Here is a 16,405-nt window from a genome sequence, read left to right on the forward strand (position 1 = left end):
TTATGCTCCAATTATAACATAATCAAAGTCACAGATTGGCTTTCAATAAAAAATAAAACTCCATTACTTATTAATAAAACCTTTCCCACCTGGAAGACCCGACTTAAATCTCAGCTGACTTAATTTCGCATTGAAGAATCGGGAACTCATACCCTGAAGAATAAACAATACCTGTTCAATTTTCTCAATCTCCTTAAGGTTAGATTTATTTTTCAACACTGAATCAATCTCTTTGATATTGTCTTTAACGAGACTCTCAAGCAGCTCTTTATTGTAAATGGCGCCAAGAGTGCTATGCGATTTAAAAATAGCATCCAAATGCCATTCCAATAAATTTAAAACACCACAATCTATTAAGTGTATCTCTTTAACAAGGACATACACATTATGAATAGAGTAGAGATCGTCATCGTTAAATACAACGTATGGTTCCATTCGAGCAGATGCTCGCGAATAGAACTTCAGGAATCCAAATTTTATTCGCTCATCGGAATCAAGATACTCAATAGGTTTAATTCTAGAAGCGCCTGAAAAAAACAACAAATCATTAAATATTGTAAATAATCTAGAAACACTCGAATCCAGCGAGTAAATATTTAGACCGAGATGGCAATCGGCAAACAAAACATCACCATCCCGACGTTCATAAATATAGTTGATTTGTAACCAATCTGAGATCCCATCGACACAACCAACTATATCCAAAACCTCATATTCATCCAGCTTACCCTGGAATAAATTAGTTAGCTCATTGAAAGAGTTGTAGATTTTAATTAGATCCTTATTTTCATAGTCCGATGAAAGCTTGAACTCGCAAAAACTTGAATTATTTCTTGGAAAGAATTTATTGTATAAATAGTCAGGATTTCGAAACTTAATCTGGCCTGCATATAGGTCTGAAATCTCGTCAAGCCTAGTAATAAAAAGACTTCGATGATTTTTATACTGTTCAAACGTTAACGCTTCAATTTGTTTTGCTGTGACTTTCTGTTGCTCTTTAAATTGCGCACTCAAGAACAACAGAGTAGCTATAGTTGCCGTGGTTCCAAACAAGGTAAAAACACCGGACAACATCGAGCCAAAGCTACTCCACGCTCCATGCTTGTGAGAGAGCGGCCCGAGGGTCAAGCCATAGGTAATGAATATACCTAAAATGAAAAGTAGGCCAACACCAATGACACCGGAGATCCATGGGTACTCACAGATGTTACCCCAAATTCTTTTAATCAATTTAGATTACCTTCAAGAATCATTCCCTTGAGAAAATAAACTAGAATCACCAGGATGATTATTGAGAAAACCCAAATACATACTCTACTGCCGTTTGACATTTCCACATGAGATATTTGATAAAATGCCCGGTTTATTCCTAACCAGTAAACCAATCCACCGACAGCCATAATCGTTAGCTCAGTGGTCCATCCAGTTTTAGAGTAAAACATTAAACATGACGCCAAAGAAAACAAACCTATCCCGACAAACAGATTAGTTATTTCAAGTATCTTTTCGACAACAGCTGCCTTCAACAATTTATCAGGAATAAAGCTTAATATTAATGCGACAAACATAGTAATCGCACCAATCACAGCGCCCCACTTTATTAACAGAAAAGATGCATTTTCTTGGACAAACCCATCAAACTTAAAATGCACAAAAAAACAACCAGCAATGAGTCCAATTAAGAAAGACTTCGGACTAACTGGCATATATGTTTCTAAATCTTTATATGATTTCATAACCATCCCTAGCTTGAGTGAAATTTTCAGCATTCTACCCAAGGTAATGGCACACCGATAGCACATCTCTCATCGCCCTGGAGCAAAGCAACTCACGTCTCCCACCATCCCATCCAAGGGCACCCCAGCGTCACACAGTCCTACCTCTAAATTGGATCTGACGGAAAGCTCTTACCGCTTCTGAATGACGTACACGAACCATCCAGACACAGCCGATCCCGGCCACGGCCAACAGACCAGTTAGGGATGCTGATTCCGGCTGCGCAGCGGTCGGATGCCTCACTCCCCCCTTCCCCCATTGGATGACCACGATAGCGGGGATTCCACCAAGAGCTATGCGTCATTTGGTAAGTATTGGTTATTCAATAAAGCTATTTTTAAGCATTTTTTAGAGCAGGCAAGGTCAGGTTGGTAATGGACAAGTCCATTTCAACAATCTATCGCGCTCCGCTTGTTTGGATACCGCATTTTATAAAGCTTTCAGTGAATCAGTGTTATCGAAAAACAGGTTTGAATCATTAAAAAAGTGAAAGCACCAAAATGGTATCTTATAGAAAATTGAGCGCTACCCAAATGCTATAATCTGAGAACAACAACCTGATAACACGATGATATACAAACACCTAAAAACCTATTTCCGATTTCTCAAGATAGCTCGAAAATTAAAGCAAGGTGAAATATACAAAATTCTCCTAGACCATAGAAACTCTGTAGAAGACAGCATGCGGTTATGCCTTAAAGAAATCGAGCGTACTCAACCCACGAAATTCAGGAAAGCTCTGTTCAAATCAGTGCGAAGCAAGGCAGAAGATTACACTCCACAGGCAATGAATTTAGCGAGACTGAACACCTCAAAAATAGAAATCGACAACGCTATTTATGAGTACAAACAGATCTATCTTTCGAGCAAGGTTAAGCAAAGGGCATTGACCTACGGGAACGACTTTTCAGATTTTCTAAAACTGAATTTCAGCTTTACAACAATCATGCTTGTTCTCGCATACACCGCGCATCAGAACTTAGACGAACTGATCATTTTCACCATAGCCAGCGCCGTCGCCATATACCTTTTCCAAATGAAATCCAATCGAACAATTTGCGAAATAAAAAATGTTATAATAGGTACAAGCAAACAACATTAAAAATGAATATTTCCGAAAAGATTATAGACCTAAAAGCAAAGATTAAAACTAAGCAGGCTGCTTTTGACAGGCTAGCTGCTGAGATAAAAAAATTCGAAGATCAAGAAAATACTATTCGATCTAAACGAGACAAGGCCAACGAAATATTAAACAAGGTATCGGCCAGCGACAGCGCGAAATCTACCGCAAGAAAAACCTATAATGACTTAACAAAATCTATTAAAAAGAATGAAGCGTCAAAAAAATCAAAGGTCGATGCGAGAAGTAAAATATCCTCAGAAATTTCCGAGTTGGAATATTCAATATTAGTAATTGAGGCTTTAGATTTTGTAGAAGAAATGAAGAACCTTACTAACATCCGAGACACCGCCAAACTAAAAGAAGCTTTCAAAACAAAACTTCAACCTCAAAATAATAATTACCCTCATCAGCAGTGAGGGTTGATTTATGAAAACGTATCTTAGATTTAGGTGTTCTGAACGGTTTAAAGCCGACTTGCAAAACCTTGTATTTGCCTGTGGCTACACCCGGCTTCCAGAGGTCGTGAATGAGATTGAGATCGTCGCCAAGTATCGTAAAGGCGTGAGCCTTTTCTTGACCAATCTCCACAGGGATAAAGACATTTACATTCCTCTGAAAGATCAGAAAAGCGTTGCGGCGTTGAAGGACACGTTCAACAGGAATCAGAGCAACATCCAGCAGCTTTTCAACCTCTGTGCTGGCCAGCAGTACACATCTAAACAAGCCAAGACGGTCAAGCTCCCCAACGTGCTTACGATGCTTCTGAAGCATCACGTCAAGGTGAACCAGCTCAGTGAAAAATTCACGTATGTCCACGTCGAATACGTGGAACAAACCACTGGTGTAGAGGCCGTAGCCAAACGCAAATTCTTACGCAGCGCCGAGCTTTATAGGGAGAGCGAAACGCGCCTATCTGCGCTGCTGGAGGACGAACCATACTGGTTTTTTAAACACGATGACGATCCATTTACTCAGATTGTGAGGGCAATCGAAGAAGCCAAGATATTCAAGATTGGGGTTAGCTCAAAGCACCCCTTCTTCGTCGAAAGAAAGCGCATTTACGACCTTCTGAATCGACGCGTCAGAGACGTGAATGAGCTTGTGAAAATCGGAAAGGACTACAAAGGATTGTTGGTTCGCACAATGCTTGAAGCATCAAAAGCGTTGGAGCTTTTACACATGAAATATAGGAATAATAAAACGATAAGAATACGAGAAAATAAATGATAATAGGACCACCACTAAAACGAAAATTTGCGAGCGTAACCGCCAACTCTAAAATAGACAATCTTGAAACACTTAGTTTGGAAATTAAGGGACGAGTTAGGATAAAGGATGCCATCGCTTACCTTTACCTTCCGAAGCTCTCAGAGTTAGGGATAGATACTCACAAAGGGGTTCAATTCTCGGAAACCAATCTTGATGTTTCCATGGAGACTCCAAGCAAGATGAGGGAGCTTGGCTTACTCAAATCAGACAAAGATTACGAAAAATATACAGCCCTATACGCCGCAGCTTGCGCAGCAGAATTCTTTGACCATAGATCTAATATTTTTCCGTTCATCGTAGCCTGCAAAGATGAAGAGGTTGCTCATTTCAAGACAGATGAAGAGAAAGCCAAATTCTTGATAAGCTGTGCAAAAGAAACTCTCCTTGAACTATCGAATTCAAAAAAGGATATCGCGTTTAAATACAAAATCGTAGTGCATTTGAAAGATGGAAACCCACATGCCCACGTTTACATGTCAACACGTAGATTGGATGGATATAAACAATCCTTTTATATCGGAAAAAAACACAGCGGCATAATCAAAAAAATGAGGGACGTAAAATTCCGCCTCGAAGAGGTGTATCCTTTTCTTTTACAGATGGAGCATGAGGACCGTGCTAAAACGATTGACGTGTTGACCAACCCAAACACGGGGGAAGTTTTCGGTAAGGACGTTGAGCTAGTAAATAGAATTGAGTCAATCACCTCGAAATTCATCGGGCAGAATTTCTCTTATCCACAATTCACACAAGCCCTCCAGGACAGTGGTTTTGAAGTGGTGGATGATTATCTCAAAGGGAAACAACACATCAAGATAAAACACAAGGATTATGGTGATGACTTCCTTTCTATAGACACCCTTCCTGCTCATACCAAGGGTGTGCTCGAGTTGCATGCGGCTTACAAATACAAAGCCAATCAAACGAAAACAGATGTGTCCCTGATCGTCTCAAAAGCAGTGGCGCTAATAAACGCCACCGACATGAGCGATGGGGTTGAAGAGCTGAACAAAAAACTGTACCAAGAGCTAGGCGCGAGGCTTGTGCCAAATATCAGCAAAAACAAAAGTGGCGAACGTAAAGTCAGCGGCTGGTCCATCTACCTGGACGAATTCGACTTCAAAATCTCTGCCAAAAAATCCGGGGTCGTCATAGATAGCCAAATGAAGATTGACATGGAAGAAGTCGAATCTATCAACAGTCTCTACCAGATGATCAAGAAACAGAACATCCAAAAGCAGGTCACAGAAGCCACGGCGAACGGCTCAATCTCCATTGGGGACGGCAGGAAGAAGAAGATCAAATTCAGGTTCATAGACAACACTGAAAGCCTTCAGGATTTCATCACACGGTTCAACGAGAACAGTAGATACGGCCCATCCATCACAAAGCAGATGATCGTGGGGAACACCGTTGTGTCGAAATTCAACCAAAGAGACGTATGCACAATCGTTGGGAATGCCGTAGAGACTTACCAAACTGACCTGAATTCAGCTCTCATCACTATGAGTATCCACGTTGCCAGAGGCCACTCCAAGATCCGCTGCACAGGGGAGCCGAACCCGAGGACGCAAGCGAATCTCTACCTTGCATCACGTATCTGCGGGACAACGCTTCTGGACTACACCCCTTCACCGGAGCTGGTCAGAGAAGCCGATTCGATGATGGACAAAGAGTACAAGAAGCTCGTGGTAGCTAACCGTCAGAGGGTGAAGGACGCGGTAGCCATGAGAACCACAAACCCAACCGGCAAATCGAAGAAGGTGTTCATCCAGACCAACAACAGAATGGATCGTGAGGTCGATGCTCGACCGAAGCTTTATGGCTTCCTGTATGGCATACACAAGGGGATAGTCCTCCAAGACTTCACATACGTCCAGCACCTGAACGATCTGCCGAAGGCAGTGAAGAAGCGTGTCATTGACGATCTACGCAAGGATGAGCAGCTAACGGCCCACGAGCTGGACAGCATCCTTATACGAGCTGGGATAACCCTGGAGGACGCACCACCGGCAAAACCACCAGTACATGTGCCGGCAATTGCTGCGCAAGATCAGAAGCCAGGGATTGTCACGCCTCCAGCAGCATCAGAGCAGGACAAGCCAGTTCAGCCAGGATCTGCAGGTACGGGTAAGCCAACAGTTCCTAGACGCCATTCGGTACAGCCCGGCAAGATGTAATCCCCACCACAATGACAATGGCCGTAAAGCCCAAGTCAGACAGCGATCATCCTGCGGTATCGCTGTTCTAGGGCTTGCTTACCACCCTCCATGATTTCGCATACCTCACGCCTAACGTCTGGCTCTTGAAGGCCGCCTGATGCAGCCACCTCAATACTACCTTTGTCTTGGAGAGCTACAACGAATTCAGAGTCACCGTTGACGACAATATTGGGATTATGAGTGACTACTATCACTTGCCTTCTCGACTTATTTTCCTGCAGCTTTGAGACAATCAACGAGGAAATTAAGCCGTTATCAAGGTCGTCTTCAGGTTGATCCAAAATCAGAGGCTCATTCCCATAGGACAATAGGAAGGAGAGTACCGTAGCCGCTTTCTGACCAGCAGATCCCTGAGAAATATCTTTCAGTCTTTTCCCATCGTTAAATTTAACAACGAGTCGATCATCTGGAAACCACAGGTTAAGTCTGTCAAAAATTTGCGGTTGCAATTGGCTCAACAAATCTGAAAACCGTTTACCGATGGGCATGCCCATGATTTGACCCGTTCCATACTTAAACAATTGGCTTTTAAAATCATGAACACAGGTAAAATTCTGAGTGAGATCGTTTGGCACTGCTGGGTTATTATTATGTTCAGCAATTAGAGCTAACCAAAGGAAATACAAGAATCCTGTCTGTTTTTCCTTATCAAGTATGTCACTAGCAAAAGCACCATCAGGACGACCAATGACTTCCCGGAAAGATTCTTCCATATCATCTATATTACACAAAGGCTCTATAGACAAACTAATAGAGGGGTTATTCGATAAATGCTGACGAACGAAATCTCTGCGCATATTCGTAAGTGATTTTCTCAACTCGATTAAATCGGCATAAATCAAATTAATTTCAGCCGCCATTAAGCGCTCTTGTGATTCAAAATCTTCTATCTCGGCAAGCTTCTTTTCAATGCCATTTTTGGTTTCAACGAGCTGTTGATATTGATCGGGATTATCCACCCCATTCTGAGTGAGGGTTGCGACAAGAGATGCATATTGGCTAAACGATGAATCTTGCTGCTTACCAAAAGCACTTGTTGCCTGCCATTGACTGAATTCATCAAGACTACTATTCAAGCCAGCAATAAGGGCATTAATCTGGCTTTTAATTTGCAAATAAGCCTGATTCATTGCACCAACACGTTGAAGCACCTCAACATCAATTTCGTTCGTAGCCGCAAAAACTGTACTATTGAATTTAAGCTGATCAGCAGTACGCATTTGCTCTGACAGCTTTTCTCCCAAATTTGAATATGACTCTTTGAAATCTACAATGGCTGTATGTTTTTTCATTGCATCATTAAAATCGGACAATACCTGGGCATGTCCTGATGACTCGATAACATTAATCTTCTGAATTACATCTGATAGCTGACCTTCAAGAACATTTTTGTTAGCCATCTGACCTTGGAGAACCCTTCTCTGTCCGCAGAGAGATAAGAATTTATTTTCTTTCTCTGTCCAAGCCATTTTCCAACCGAACAAATCAACAACGTCAGTTTCATCAATGATTCTTATCAAAGCACTCGGATTTCTTGCTATATCATATATTTGCTTTTGGCTAAATATTTTTACCGGAAACCTGCTTCGCGCATCACCATGTTCTGCTTTCCACTCCTGACCATCCCACTTGAATATAGCCACGTTAGGAACGTTGGAAACCCATTTCAGAAGGTAATAAGCACCCTCTTTCTGAATAACACAACTGATACAGGTTTCATCGAGCAGAACACCATCGGCATCACGATCTGCTGACTTTTGTGCAAAGCGTGTAAAGGTTTCTTTAACCTCATTACGGCCAGGTATATCTAGTAAATCTTTATCCCGACCTAATGCAAGTCTGATGAATTCTAGGATAGATGACTTTCCGCTACCACGCCCGCCGATGATAGAATTGAGCCAAGGGTTAAAGACAATTTCTAATGGTTTACCTCTACCACAATATTTTGCTTTATCAATAGATATAGAATGAATCACATTACTTGAAACAGCATTTGGATTGCCTGTAACCGTGTTTGATCGTTTGATTGAGGAAGCACCATCAACCAACGCCAACCTTACACCATCAATAGTAGGGCTAGACATCTTGACCCAGGTATAGGCTCTACCCACCTCATCTGGACGGTGCGCGTCAGATCCTATGACCTCGGCCAAACCCAACTCCAGGGCTTTGTACCGCCTTAAACATTCATCATGTTCTGGACCACGCCCGCCTTCTGGAAAAATGACTTCTACAGCAGAAGACTTATGGCAGATCTGCTTGATGGTATGGCTTGACTGAATTTGACACATTCCAGCCTTCATATCGATATGAGCTGGAATTGCAATACCACCTAATTTGGTGATTTCATCGACAATATTTTCAGCGCTTTCACCAGCCACTGCATCACTATTGCCGTACTCGCCTCTGAATTTCGCGGCTCCAACAGCAGCCATGACAATTTCAGATGATTTTGAAGGGTCGAAAATAGCAAGAATATGGATATTACCGTTGGCTGTAATTTCCACACCAGGAAAGACATGAATAATCTTTCCCTCTTCCCTCATTACTGCTGCTTCTACTTGAAGACGGTCAACCCAAGAAGCCGTGTTGTGATCCGTAACCGCTACACACTCTATCCCCTGATCGACAAACGATGATAACCACTCCCTCGGCGTCACGGTGTTGCGAAGATGAGGCTCATGGCGCCCATAGTCCATCGAGGCTGGCGTATGCGTATGAAAGTCGAGTTTCCACCATCTTGCTCCTACCTGAACCATCAACCTTCATCCTTATGCACGCCAAACGGGTACTGCCTCCTAGGTTCAGGTTGCAGCCATGAGAGCTATGAGCTTACCCGTAATGGCGAAAGCCTACTATCAGCCTAACGGATGCCCTTCAGGGACTGCTTGAGGTGACGGCCTTAAGGTAGAGGCAGATGGCTCGTGAGTGCGCAGATTCTCTTAACGGACCTACCGTAAAGGACAGCGACACCTATGCGCCGGCACTTGCTCCGCAAGGTCAGAACCATCCCTGGCTATGCATTCAGTTCCAACGGTCACAAGGCTGGAAAAGCCGGATCAGCCAGATTTTTTAGCATCTGGTAAGCATAGAACCCCTATACGACCGTCTAGTAAACCGAGGAAGGCATAATGGACTCTTCACCCTTTCCAGCACTGCCAGGCTCTTTCGGTTTCTGTCATGATCATCGTCAATGGAGGCTCCCAAGGATCGAAGCAGTTGGGGAGCCTGACGTACCTAAAGGATTAACATGTTCCGCAAAGCTCACATCATTACCTTCCCCGCCCTAATCGCGACGGCGCTTTTACTGACCGGCTGCCCGCCATCACCTGAATTTACGCAGTGGAAACGCCCTTCTACCTCTGTTGAGGGTGTCAAAGCCGCAATGACAGAATGTGGCGACCCGGTAGGCACTTCGATAACGGATTTGCCAATCAACGAACAGGTGCTGCAATTCCAGTGTATGAAGCGTAATGGCTTCATTCGCAAAGACGGTTTTGAATACTGTGAAGTAATGAAAGACATGCCCGCCTGCGTCGAGGAAAGGCAGGGACATCCTCTAAGCCTGTCCCAGCTCGAGGCTTTGCCATTTGTGGAGGACGAAGCATTTCACCCTATCAAGCCGAATTCTGGCAGGGATGAACGGATGCAAGTCACTTGGCGGAAGGAGGGAGCATCACCGCATTTCTCAGTCCAGATAGAGAATGATAGTGAAGCTTTGCCTGTGATGTACGCTTGCGGCTATGCCAAACCGCTGGGGTCAAATCTCGACGTTGCAAGTATTGGTGACACAGCCAAAGCGCAACGCTGCATGATTGATCACGGCTTTGAGCCAAAGCATAAATCGACGCTGGTTTGCCTGATTTATCCCCAAGTGACGGCCTGTTCGTCAACGGCACTGCCGCGTTGATGCAGTAGGTAAATAATATGAAAAGTTGTGGGTGCAATCACCCACAATCTGCTACTTATTATCGAAAAGATAAGGATAAATATCTTTGGCAGTCACGCCATCTTTGACGACATAACAGTTAGAATCCGTGTAGACCGCTCGCTCGCCATAAGACTGTACGATATCCCACCAGAACTTAGCGGAATCACCCAGGATGCTGACGCTAACATCCTCGACATCATACTTTTCAAACAAATAGTCTATTGAAGCTCTAGCGGCATTTCGTCCAACTCCCTGCCCCCTATAATCGGGATGAACATACAATTTGTGAAGCTCCGCACCCGCCCCCATAAGTAGAAGGGTCGCGACTCCAACTAGCTTATCATCTAAATATAAATGTAATGGCTCGTTTTCAATACCCGAGTAATAGCCAACCTCCAAAAAAGGCGATTGCCCACCGCTTTTAAAAAGCTCCTCCGCTTGACGGTAAGCTGCAGGACGCTCAGTTTCTTCAAAGCATTTAATTTGGAGAGAATTATTCATGCCATATATCCCTATTGATGAATGTGACTACTGAAGTGTTCCTACATGTTCAAGGATAATGCTTTTGAACTAAAGTAGCAATTAGCCATCACCTGTATACTCCATTCGTGCTCTAGCAGACATCTGTCTGCAGAAATCGGATAGTACGAGTCTATAAGCCATACTCCCCCCTTATCCTGCACCACACATTTCAACCTCCAGTAAAAGAAAAGCCCGGCGAACCGGGCTCTCTGAAACCGAACGCTGCTTATTTGGCTGTTTTCAGCTTGATCACGTCACCAGATACGGTGGTGGTGTAGCCGTTCAGAACCCAAGCCCAAAACCATTTTTCCTGCACTTGGGTATTGATCAGTGCATCGCCACCTTTTGCCTGAATAGCGGAACTCTGTGCGCGAACAAAACGGTCGTTTTGACGAATAGGGATCAGACCGAAGAGCATCAGGCCAGTGGCGCTCGCCTCACTATGGCCAACGACAGTATATTGGCTGCTGTCGTACTGTTGGGTTTTCATGGCGGTGCCAGTGCAACCCGCGAGAACCAAACCACATGCTGCAGAAACGATGATTTTGCTAAAAGACTTCACGTAAAAACTCCATGGTGTAGAGCCCGGATCCAATTATCGGGCGGCGACACTTTACCCGAAGGAGTACCACTTATGCATATCCTACAAGGCTTCCTACAGAAACGCGGCGAGGGTTGGCACCCGCAGGTCATTTTGCTACCGTCGCGCTACGCTCGCTGACATTGAGGGATGTGGTGAGAACAGAAGCCCCGGAGGTATGGCGAATTCGGGGCTTCGCTTTACTCAGCAATCAGGCCCACGGTCTCATGCAAGCCATCGATACATCGAATAGCCAGGATGCGTTCAGTAACACTGCCATCCATAGCACGCAACGTGCCCGTTCTTCCTCACTAGCTTCGTAGCGACAAACGCAATTGATCAGGGTGGATTCTTGAGATCCTCATTCTCCCTTGGTCTACTCACCAGGAACTGAAATCTACGGATAGCACCATGCCCCTCACGAAGCCCAAACAAGCATTGCGCGACGATCTTAAAGAAGCTGCAGCCACCCTCAAGTGGGCTGGCGTTGATCTGGTGGCAGTAGCTGACCGTATGAAGGCAACTGGCGATGAGCAAGCAGCAAGCGAGCTGCTGGAGATAGCTCGCTCCTTCCAAGAGGTTGAAGACAAATTAGAAAGGTGATCCAGAGAGGGTGAAGGCTGGCTTATAAAACACTGCCCAGGAACACTCTAGGGCTTCGGCGCCTTACGAGCTTTCCCTACCAACGCAACCAGCCTCCGAAGCTCATCAGCATCAGCGTTGTGGATAACTTCAAAAAGAAACGCCCTCTGCTCAATCTCGCCATCCAAATCCGCAAAAAAATCCTTAACTGGCACACCTAAAATTTCAGCAAATTTGTACACAGCCTCCACGGTTGGGACGTACTCGCCCGTTTCAAATCGACTGATCGTCTTGGGGTCGAACCCTGACCGATTGGCTAGCTCCGCTTGTGTGATTCCCTTCCCTAGGCGGTATTTCTTAATCGCTTTTGCAAGCACCACAGTTTTCAGCCTGTTCACATATTTCAAACAAGCACTTCACAGTAAAAATCCTTGTCTACAAACGCTCTGTGCCATCGGATTTTTTGCTAAGAATACGATGGCTGGCGTAGACTCCGCTTTAGGTATCAGACGGCCACCATGCCGTCTGTCAGGGGCGCTACGTTCGATATGGTTGAGGATTCAGGGAATGGCAGATCGCGATGAGAATGATAAATGGTTGTCGTATGACGGCCAGAAGCACGAAACCCATTTTCAGGCCAACGAGCGTGACAAAGCCCACGGCAAGGAAATGCGTGAGACCTTTCAGAAAGAAGTCAGCCTGAAAGGCAACCTTGTCCAGATTATCTACCTTGTCGTCTGCGTCCTTGTATTTGCGGGTGCGCAGGGCTTTGAGAGTGGCCTGGGGTACGTCCTTCTTCTCCCGATGATTTGGGGTTTGTACGCGCTCACCAAATTCGTCAACAAATTCACACAAGAACAAAGAGACCGAGTGTTCGGATGGACAATCTTCATCATTGCGGTGATTTCAATAACGATGCTGGTGCGAGGAATCGTTAAATGAAAATCACTGACCTAATGCTTTCAGCTTTGATTTTCTCTACTGCCACGCTTGTTCATGCTGCCCCTAGCTTTTCGAAGAATGAAAGCTATCGGGTGGAACAGGTGAGTGCAGACATACAAGGTTTCGGCAATCAGATTTTAGATCAGGCAGGAAAATCAAAGTATCTAAAATTCGATTTACAAGGAACTGAATATGCCTACATCATTGAACGTCTTGGTTCAAACGATGTGCAATACACGGGAAATGCTAAAGACCTAAATGGTGTCATTTTTATTAATGTGAGAGCTTTCAAAGACGGTTTTGAGCTTCCAAAACAGGTCAGTACTTTTACACCTAGCAAATATAATAATGCGATCCGCATTGTAAAAATGGACCGTAATGATGATCGCCCTTACGAGTTCGACCTTGGAATGGATGAAGACAAACGGTTGTTCTTAATCGACGACCCTACGTCTACGACCCACCTAGAGCAGGTCGATACAATTAAGAAGTACATTTCAAGAAAAGACAAAAAAAGCCCTTACGCTTTCTAAATGGAATTTCATACCATGATCAAACAAATCAGCAGTCTCGTATTTACAGCTATGCTGTTTTCAACAGCCACAGTCGTACAAGCTGACACCAGCTTTTCGAAAAACGATAGCTACAATGAAAACCAAGTCAGCGCGGATATTCAGGGCTTTGGTAACAAAGTAATAGATCAAGTCGGCAAATCTAAATACATAAAGTTCGACCAACAAAAAACCGAATACGCATATACCATTACTCGCTATGCAGAAGGTGATATTCAGTACACGGGCAACCCTTCAGACATGAAGGGCGTGCGCTTTATTAAGGTGCAGTTATTTGTGGACGGTACACCAGGGCGAACTCAAGTAAGTACGTTCACACCCAGTAAATACAATAATGCAATCAAAATAGTAAAAATGGATAGAGACGATGAAAGACCTTACGAATTCGATTTAGGTATGGATTCAGAAAACAAGCTTTATATAATCAACAAAAACGGAAGCACAACACCGCTCCAACAGGTCAACGAAATCAAACGAGATATACCACTCACAGAAAAATACAAAGACAGGATTTTTTAAGAACAAAAAAGGCAGTAGAACAAAGCTACTGCCTTCTAAAAAGCAACGAGATTAAGCCTTATCCACCGATGATTTTCAACCTGATGATTTTCTTCTCATCGGGTGTTAAATTCATTTTAGACAGTTTACCTACTGCAAAAAGGTAAGCGTCCTTGGTAGATGGAAGGCTTTGAGCAAATTCATCTTCAAAATTGTGGAAATATAGATTAGCTAATCTGTCAGCTTCAACAACCAAGTCATATCTAGCCAATTCCTCTGCTAATCGTCTTCTTTTGGCTTCTTGATTGTGAAGCCTCACAGCCTTAACGTAGTCATTATCTTTCTTATCTTCCAGCTCTAAAGCAATCGTTTCATATGTATTCATTTTTAGTAAAGTTTGTTGTTAAGCGAATTATAGCATTTCACTTCAACCAAATTTACCATTAAGCAAAAATAAAAAAAACAGACTCAAAGGTCTGTATTAATAGGTTTCCAATTCTCTCTAAAATCTTGATGCTTTTTCCGCTCAAGCTGGATATTCAGATCCAGACTCAAACATTCGTCAATCTCATCATTTGTTTTTTTATGTTTAATCGGCTCTAAATCATCATCGTAATAATTAAATGGCTTCTTTTTCCCTATTTTCATTTAACAGCCTCCATACTGATAAGCTCAAGACTTAAGTCATGGAGCGCAGAAACTGCTGACTCACTGAAAGAGATAAATATAGGCGTTCTGAAATTCATCACTTTGATTTTTGTTATCTTCTGCATTTTCTTAGTAAAGCTTAAAAACTTATCCCCCTTGATTCTGGCTTTCACCAGGATCGACAGTCTCTTTAGCTGATCACCTTCGACCTCAAGACTAAAAGCATTTAGCGCATTTACATCATCGACAGTTATTTCCTTTTTCATTTTTGGCTTGTTTGTTTGTATTTATTATAGCATTTTAAAAATGGTATAATTTGAGAAACAAACCTTCTTAAACAATGAAAACAATAAAAAGATGGCTAATGATTCTTTTAGCAATCGTCGCCATTTCACTTACAACAATCCCCAATAGCTTTGCAGAGCCAATAACAGGCCAAACAGCATCAGATCGAACAAGCAGTTTTGTAGGAACAGATGACAACGACGATGACTATGACGCAGTGATGGATAATTCCAACGAGGACGAATATCAATATTTAATTTCAATAATAATCTGGCTAACAAAAACAATCAGTGTATTTGGAGGACTAATATTTATAGTCATAGCCTTTAAAAATATGGTTCTTTACACTGAAGTAGGCGCACAGGGCAAACACGAAGTTAAGAACAAGATGATTTTCGGTTTGATCATTGGTGTTTTAATGCTCAACATCACTTCTACCGTGGATTCTGTCGTTAAAACCTTCAACTCAGAATCTAAAGGGGCTTGCTATATAACCAATGAAGATGCATTTGAAGATTGGAAAATCGGTAAAAATAAGGATATGTGCTGGAGTGTTGCAAGCAGTCAAATATCAGGACCAACCTTTGATAAGGTGAAATCAATGATTGATTCGCAACATTCAGGAGAGCTAGAAGGGAATCTTAAAAATGTAATATCCGGTTTACAGATGGTGGGCTTTCTATTTTTCGTGAATGCTTTATTTGCCCTTCATAAAATTTCCACGGGTTCAGGACAACGTAGCTTTATAGGCGTTATGGGACAACTCTGCGCTTCTACATTAATAGTCGATTTAGTTCACACCATTGTCATAGTTCAAGGGACTATGACCAAGCTAGGGCTTCAGGTGTAAAAAAAGCCCCATATGGGGCCTTTATTATTTTTAAGCTTATCACTCACTTATGAATTGGTCGAACAGACGCCTTGAGATTTCATGTCTACATTCGTTGTAGACTCCCCGTTTGATAAAAGCCATTTTCAGCACATTCTCTAAATAATCGAATTCTGTTGCCGTAGGGTCAAAATCGTAACTGACTAAAATCTGTGCTGTTTTAAAAGCATCACGCAAAAGCGCTTCTTCTTCTTTCTTGTACTCAAGAGCCCAGCGCTTGTAATCGCTCAAAGTCCCGCCTTTCTGTTCCACAGGCGCAGCCGGTGGCGTTGCTATGCATACATCCAGGTTTACATCCTCTTCAACCTGGACGTGCCCCACAGGCTCATACGATTCGCTCACACCAAGGGGCACAATCACGTCAGGCACAACGACAGGCCACTCATCATCCCCGATGCCTTGCGAAGGCTCAACAGAGGCTACTGCAGGCGCTACGATGGGTGCTGGTGCTGGTGCTGGTGCTGGTGCTGGTGCTGGTGCTGGTGCTGGTGCTGGTGCTGGTGCTGGTGCTGGTGCTGGTGCTGGTGCTGGTGCTGGTGCTGGTGCTGGTGCTGGTGCTGGTGCTG

The 16,405-nt window shown here is 43.5% G+C and carries 19 protein-coding genes; 9 read left to right on the top strand and 10 right to left on the bottom strand.

The genetic code is table 11. The features are described 5' to 3' along the window. Positions 1-63: 63 nt before the first annotated feature. Positions 64-1,230, bottom strand: coding sequence for a hypothetical protein (locus KGB03_RS06725; protein WP_223526630.1), 1,167 nt, complete (start codon positions 1,228-1,230; stop codon positions 64-66). Then, positions 1,227-1,736 (bottom strand): hypothetical protein, encoded by a 510-nt coding sequence (locus KGB03_RS06730; protein WP_124399777.1) that lies wholly within the window; start codon positions 1,734-1,736, stop codon positions 1,227-1,229. Before KGB03_RS06730 ends, KGB03_RS06725 begins: the two co-directional genes overlap by 4 nt. Before the next feature lie 1,144 nt (positions 1,737-2,880). Between KGB03_RS06730 and KGB03_RS06735 the strand changes: the two genes are divergently transcribed. From KGB03_RS06735 to KGB03_RS06745, 3 genes are read left to right on the top strand one after another with little or no spacing between them, the layout of a single operon-like run. Further along, a complete protein-coding gene (locus tag KGB03_RS06735) occupies positions 2,881-3,315 on the top strand; it encodes a hypothetical protein (protein ID WP_008438352.1) in 435 nt (144 codons plus the stop codon). A gap of 10 nt (positions 3,316-3,325) precedes the next feature. Next, positions 3,326-4,126: a hypothetical protein gene (locus KGB03_RS06740; protein ID WP_223526631.1), complete on the top strand. Its 801-nt coding sequence runs from the start codon at positions 3,326-3,328 to the stop codon at positions 4,124-4,126. Continuing rightward, the gene (locus KGB03_RS06745; protein ID WP_223526632.1) at positions 4,123-6,348 is read left to right on the top strand and encodes a hypothetical protein; all 2,226 of its coding nucleotides are present in this window, start codon (positions 4,123-4,125) and stop codon (positions 6,346-6,348) included. The genes KGB03_RS06740 and KGB03_RS06745 overlap by 4 nt, the downstream gene beginning before the upstream one ends. A gap of 35 nt (positions 6,349-6,383) precedes the next feature. Here the strand turns inward: KGB03_RS06745 and KGB03_RS06750 are convergent, their stop codons facing one another. Next, positions 6,384-9,149 carry a TrlF family AAA-like ATPase gene (locus KGB03_RS06750; protein WP_223526633.1) on the bottom strand — a complete coding sequence of 922 codons (2,766 nt, stop codon included), beginning with the start codon at positions 9,147-9,149 and terminating at the stop codon, positions 6,384-6,386. A gap of 491 nt (positions 9,150-9,640) precedes the next feature. Here KGB03_RS06750 and KGB03_RS06755 point away from each other — a divergent pair, with 491 nt between their 5' ends. After that, positions 9,641-10,300 (top strand): hypothetical protein, encoded by a 660-nt coding sequence (locus KGB03_RS06755; RefSeq protein ID WP_223526634.1) that lies wholly within the window; start codon positions 9,641-9,643, stop codon positions 10,298-10,300. A gap of 51 nt (positions 10,301-10,351) precedes the next feature. Here the strand turns inward: KGB03_RS06755 and KGB03_RS06760 are convergent, their stop codons facing one another. Then, positions 10,352-10,822 carry a GNAT family N-acetyltransferase gene (locus KGB03_RS06760; protein WP_219022204.1) on the bottom strand — a complete coding sequence of 157 codons (471 nt, stop codon included), beginning with the start codon at positions 10,820-10,822 and terminating at the stop codon, positions 10,352-10,354. A gap of 247 nt (positions 10,823-11,069) precedes the next feature. Beyond that, entirely contained in the window at positions 11,070-11,405 is a 336-nt protein-coding gene (locus tag KGB03_RS06765; protein WP_032899769.1) for a hypothetical protein, read from the bottom strand. A gap of 429 nt (positions 11,406-11,834) precedes the next feature. Between KGB03_RS06765 and KGB03_RS06770 the strand changes: the two genes are divergently transcribed. Continuing rightward, complete coding sequence (locus KGB03_RS06770; RefSeq protein WP_057021746.1) at positions 11,835-12,026, top strand: hypothetical protein; 192 nt, start codon at positions 11,835-11,837, stop codon at positions 12,024-12,026. A 47-nt stretch (positions 12,027-12,073) separates the two neighbouring features. Here KGB03_RS06770 and KGB03_RS06775 read toward each other — a convergent pair whose 3' ends face one another. Then, a complete protein-coding gene (locus KGB03_RS06775) occupies positions 12,074-12,394 on the bottom strand; it encodes a helix-turn-helix domain-containing protein (protein ID WP_411739985.1) in 321 nt (106 codons plus the stop codon). Positions 12,395-12,572: 178 nt separating this feature from the next. On the opposite strand from KGB03_RS06775, the gene KGB03_RS06780 reads away from it, so the two are divergent. From KGB03_RS06780 to KGB03_RS06790, 3 genes are read left to right on the top strand one after another with little or no spacing between them, the layout of a single operon-like run. Continuing rightward, positions 12,573-12,947 carry a hypothetical protein gene (locus tag KGB03_RS06780; protein ID WP_008438373.1) on the top strand — a complete coding sequence of 125 codons (375 nt, stop codon included), beginning with the start codon at positions 12,573-12,575 and terminating at the stop codon, positions 12,945-12,947. Beyond that, on the top strand, positions 12,944-13,480 hold the full coding sequence (locus KGB03_RS06785; protein ID WP_223526636.1) for a hypothetical protein: 537 nt from the start codon (positions 12,944-12,946) through the stop codon (positions 13,478-13,480). The genes KGB03_RS06780 and KGB03_RS06785 overlap by 4 nt, the downstream gene beginning before the upstream one ends. 15 nt (positions 13,481-13,495) lie before the next feature. Then, complete coding sequence (locus KGB03_RS06790; RefSeq protein WP_223526637.1) at positions 13,496-14,038, top strand: hypothetical protein; 543 nt, start codon at positions 13,496-13,498, stop codon at positions 14,036-14,038. Positions 14,039-14,096: 58 nt separating this feature from the next. On the opposite strand, the gene KGB03_RS06795 is transcribed toward KGB03_RS06790, so the two are convergent. The 3 genes from KGB03_RS06795 to KGB03_RS06805 all read right to left on the bottom strand — a co-directional run bounded on the left by KGB03_RS06795 (position 14,097) and on the right by KGB03_RS06805 (position 14,931). Further along, entirely contained in the window at positions 14,097-14,402 is a 306-nt protein-coding gene (locus KGB03_RS06795) for a hypothetical protein (protein ID WP_115487633.1), read from the bottom strand. An 83-nt stretch (positions 14,403-14,485) separates the two neighbouring features. After that, the gene (locus KGB03_RS06800; RefSeq protein ID WP_223526638.1) at positions 14,486-14,665 is read right to left on the bottom strand and encodes a hypothetical protein; all 180 of its coding nucleotides are present in this window, start codon (positions 14,663-14,665) and stop codon (positions 14,486-14,488) included. Further along, positions 14,662-14,931 carry a hypothetical protein gene (locus KGB03_RS06805; RefSeq protein WP_223526639.1) on the bottom strand — a complete coding sequence of 90 codons (270 nt, stop codon included), beginning with the start codon at positions 14,929-14,931 and terminating at the stop codon, positions 14,662-14,664. The genes KGB03_RS06800 and KGB03_RS06805 overlap by 4 nt, the downstream gene beginning before the upstream one ends. A 98-nt stretch (positions 14,932-15,029) precedes the next feature. Between KGB03_RS06805 and KGB03_RS06810 the strand changes: the two genes are divergently transcribed. Next, positions 15,030-15,800: a hypothetical protein gene (locus tag KGB03_RS06810; RefSeq protein ID WP_124356277.1), complete on the top strand. Its 771-nt coding sequence runs from the start codon at positions 15,030-15,032 to the stop codon at positions 15,798-15,800. Between the two features lie 39 nt (positions 15,801-15,839). On the opposite strand, the gene KGB03_RS06815 is transcribed toward KGB03_RS06810, so the two are convergent. Then, positions 15,840-16,208 carry a hypothetical protein gene (locus tag KGB03_RS06815; RefSeq protein WP_164484835.1) on the bottom strand — a complete coding sequence of 123 codons (369 nt, stop codon included), beginning with the start codon at positions 16,206-16,208 and terminating at the stop codon, positions 15,840-15,842. Positions 16,209-16,405: the final 197 nt, after the last annotated feature.

The organism is Pseudomonas sp. BF-B-26 (assembly GCF_019956495.1).
Classification (GTDB): domain Bacteria; phylum Pseudomonadota; class Gammaproteobacteria; order Pseudomonadales; family Pseudomonadaceae; genus Aquipseudomonas.

What these genes read in the sequence shown, in the direction of transcription:
- KGB03_RS06730 (WP_124399777.1), bottom strand. Translation starts at nt 1,736, where the DNA reads ATGAAATCATATAAAGATTTAGAAACATATATGCCAGTTAGTCCGAAG.
- KGB03_RS06735 (WP_008438352.1), top strand. Translation starts at nt 2,881, where the DNA reads ATGAATATTTCCGAAAAGATTATAGACCTAAAAGCAAAGATTAAAACT.
- KGB03_RS06740 (WP_223526631.1), top strand. Translation starts at nt 3,326, where the DNA reads ATGAAAACGTATCTTAGATTTAGGTGTTCTGAACGGTTTAAAGCCGAC.
- KGB03_RS06745 (WP_223526632.1), top strand. Translation starts at nt 4,123, where the DNA reads ATGATAATAGGACCACCACTAAAACGAAAATTTGCGAGCGTAACCGCC.
- KGB03_RS06750 (WP_223526633.1), bottom strand. Translation starts at nt 9,149, where the DNA reads ATGGTTCAGGTAGGAGCAAGATGGTGGAAACTCGACTTTCATACGCAT.
- KGB03_RS06755 (WP_223526634.1), top strand. Translation starts at nt 9,641, where the DNA reads ATGTTCCGCAAAGCTCACATCATTACCTTCCCCGCCCTAATCGCGACG.
- KGB03_RS06760 (WP_219022204.1), bottom strand. Translation starts at nt 10,822, where the DNA reads ATGAATAATTCTCTCCAAATTAAATGCTTTGAAGAAACTGAGCGTCCT.
- KGB03_RS06770 (WP_057021746.1), top strand. Translation starts at nt 11,835, where the DNA reads ATGCCCCTCACGAAGCCCAAACAAGCATTGCGCGACGATCTTAAAGAA.
- KGB03_RS06780 (WP_008438373.1), top strand. Translation starts at nt 12,573, where the DNA reads ATGGCAGATCGCGATGAGAATGATAAATGGTTGTCGTATGACGGCCAG.
- KGB03_RS06785 (WP_223526636.1), top strand. Translation starts at nt 12,944, where the DNA reads ATGAAAATCACTGACCTAATGCTTTCAGCTTTGATTTTCTCTACTGCC.
- KGB03_RS06790 (WP_223526637.1), top strand. Translation starts at nt 13,496, where the DNA reads ATGATCAAACAAATCAGCAGTCTCGTATTTACAGCTATGCTGTTTTCA.
- KGB03_RS06795 (WP_115487633.1), bottom strand. Translation starts at nt 14,402, where the DNA reads ATGAATACATATGAAACGATTGCTTTAGAGCTGGAAGATAAGAAAGAT.
- KGB03_RS06800 (WP_223526638.1), bottom strand. Translation starts at nt 14,665, where the DNA reads ATGAAAATAGGGAAAAAGAAGCCATTTAATTATTACGATGATGATTTA.
- KGB03_RS06805 (WP_223526639.1), bottom strand. Translation starts at nt 14,931, where the DNA reads ATGAAAAAGGAAATAACTGTCGATGATGTAAATGCGCTAAATGCTTTT.
- KGB03_RS06810 (WP_124356277.1), top strand. Translation starts at nt 15,030, where the DNA reads ATGATTCTTTTAGCAATCGTCGCCATTTCACTTACAACAATCCCCAAT.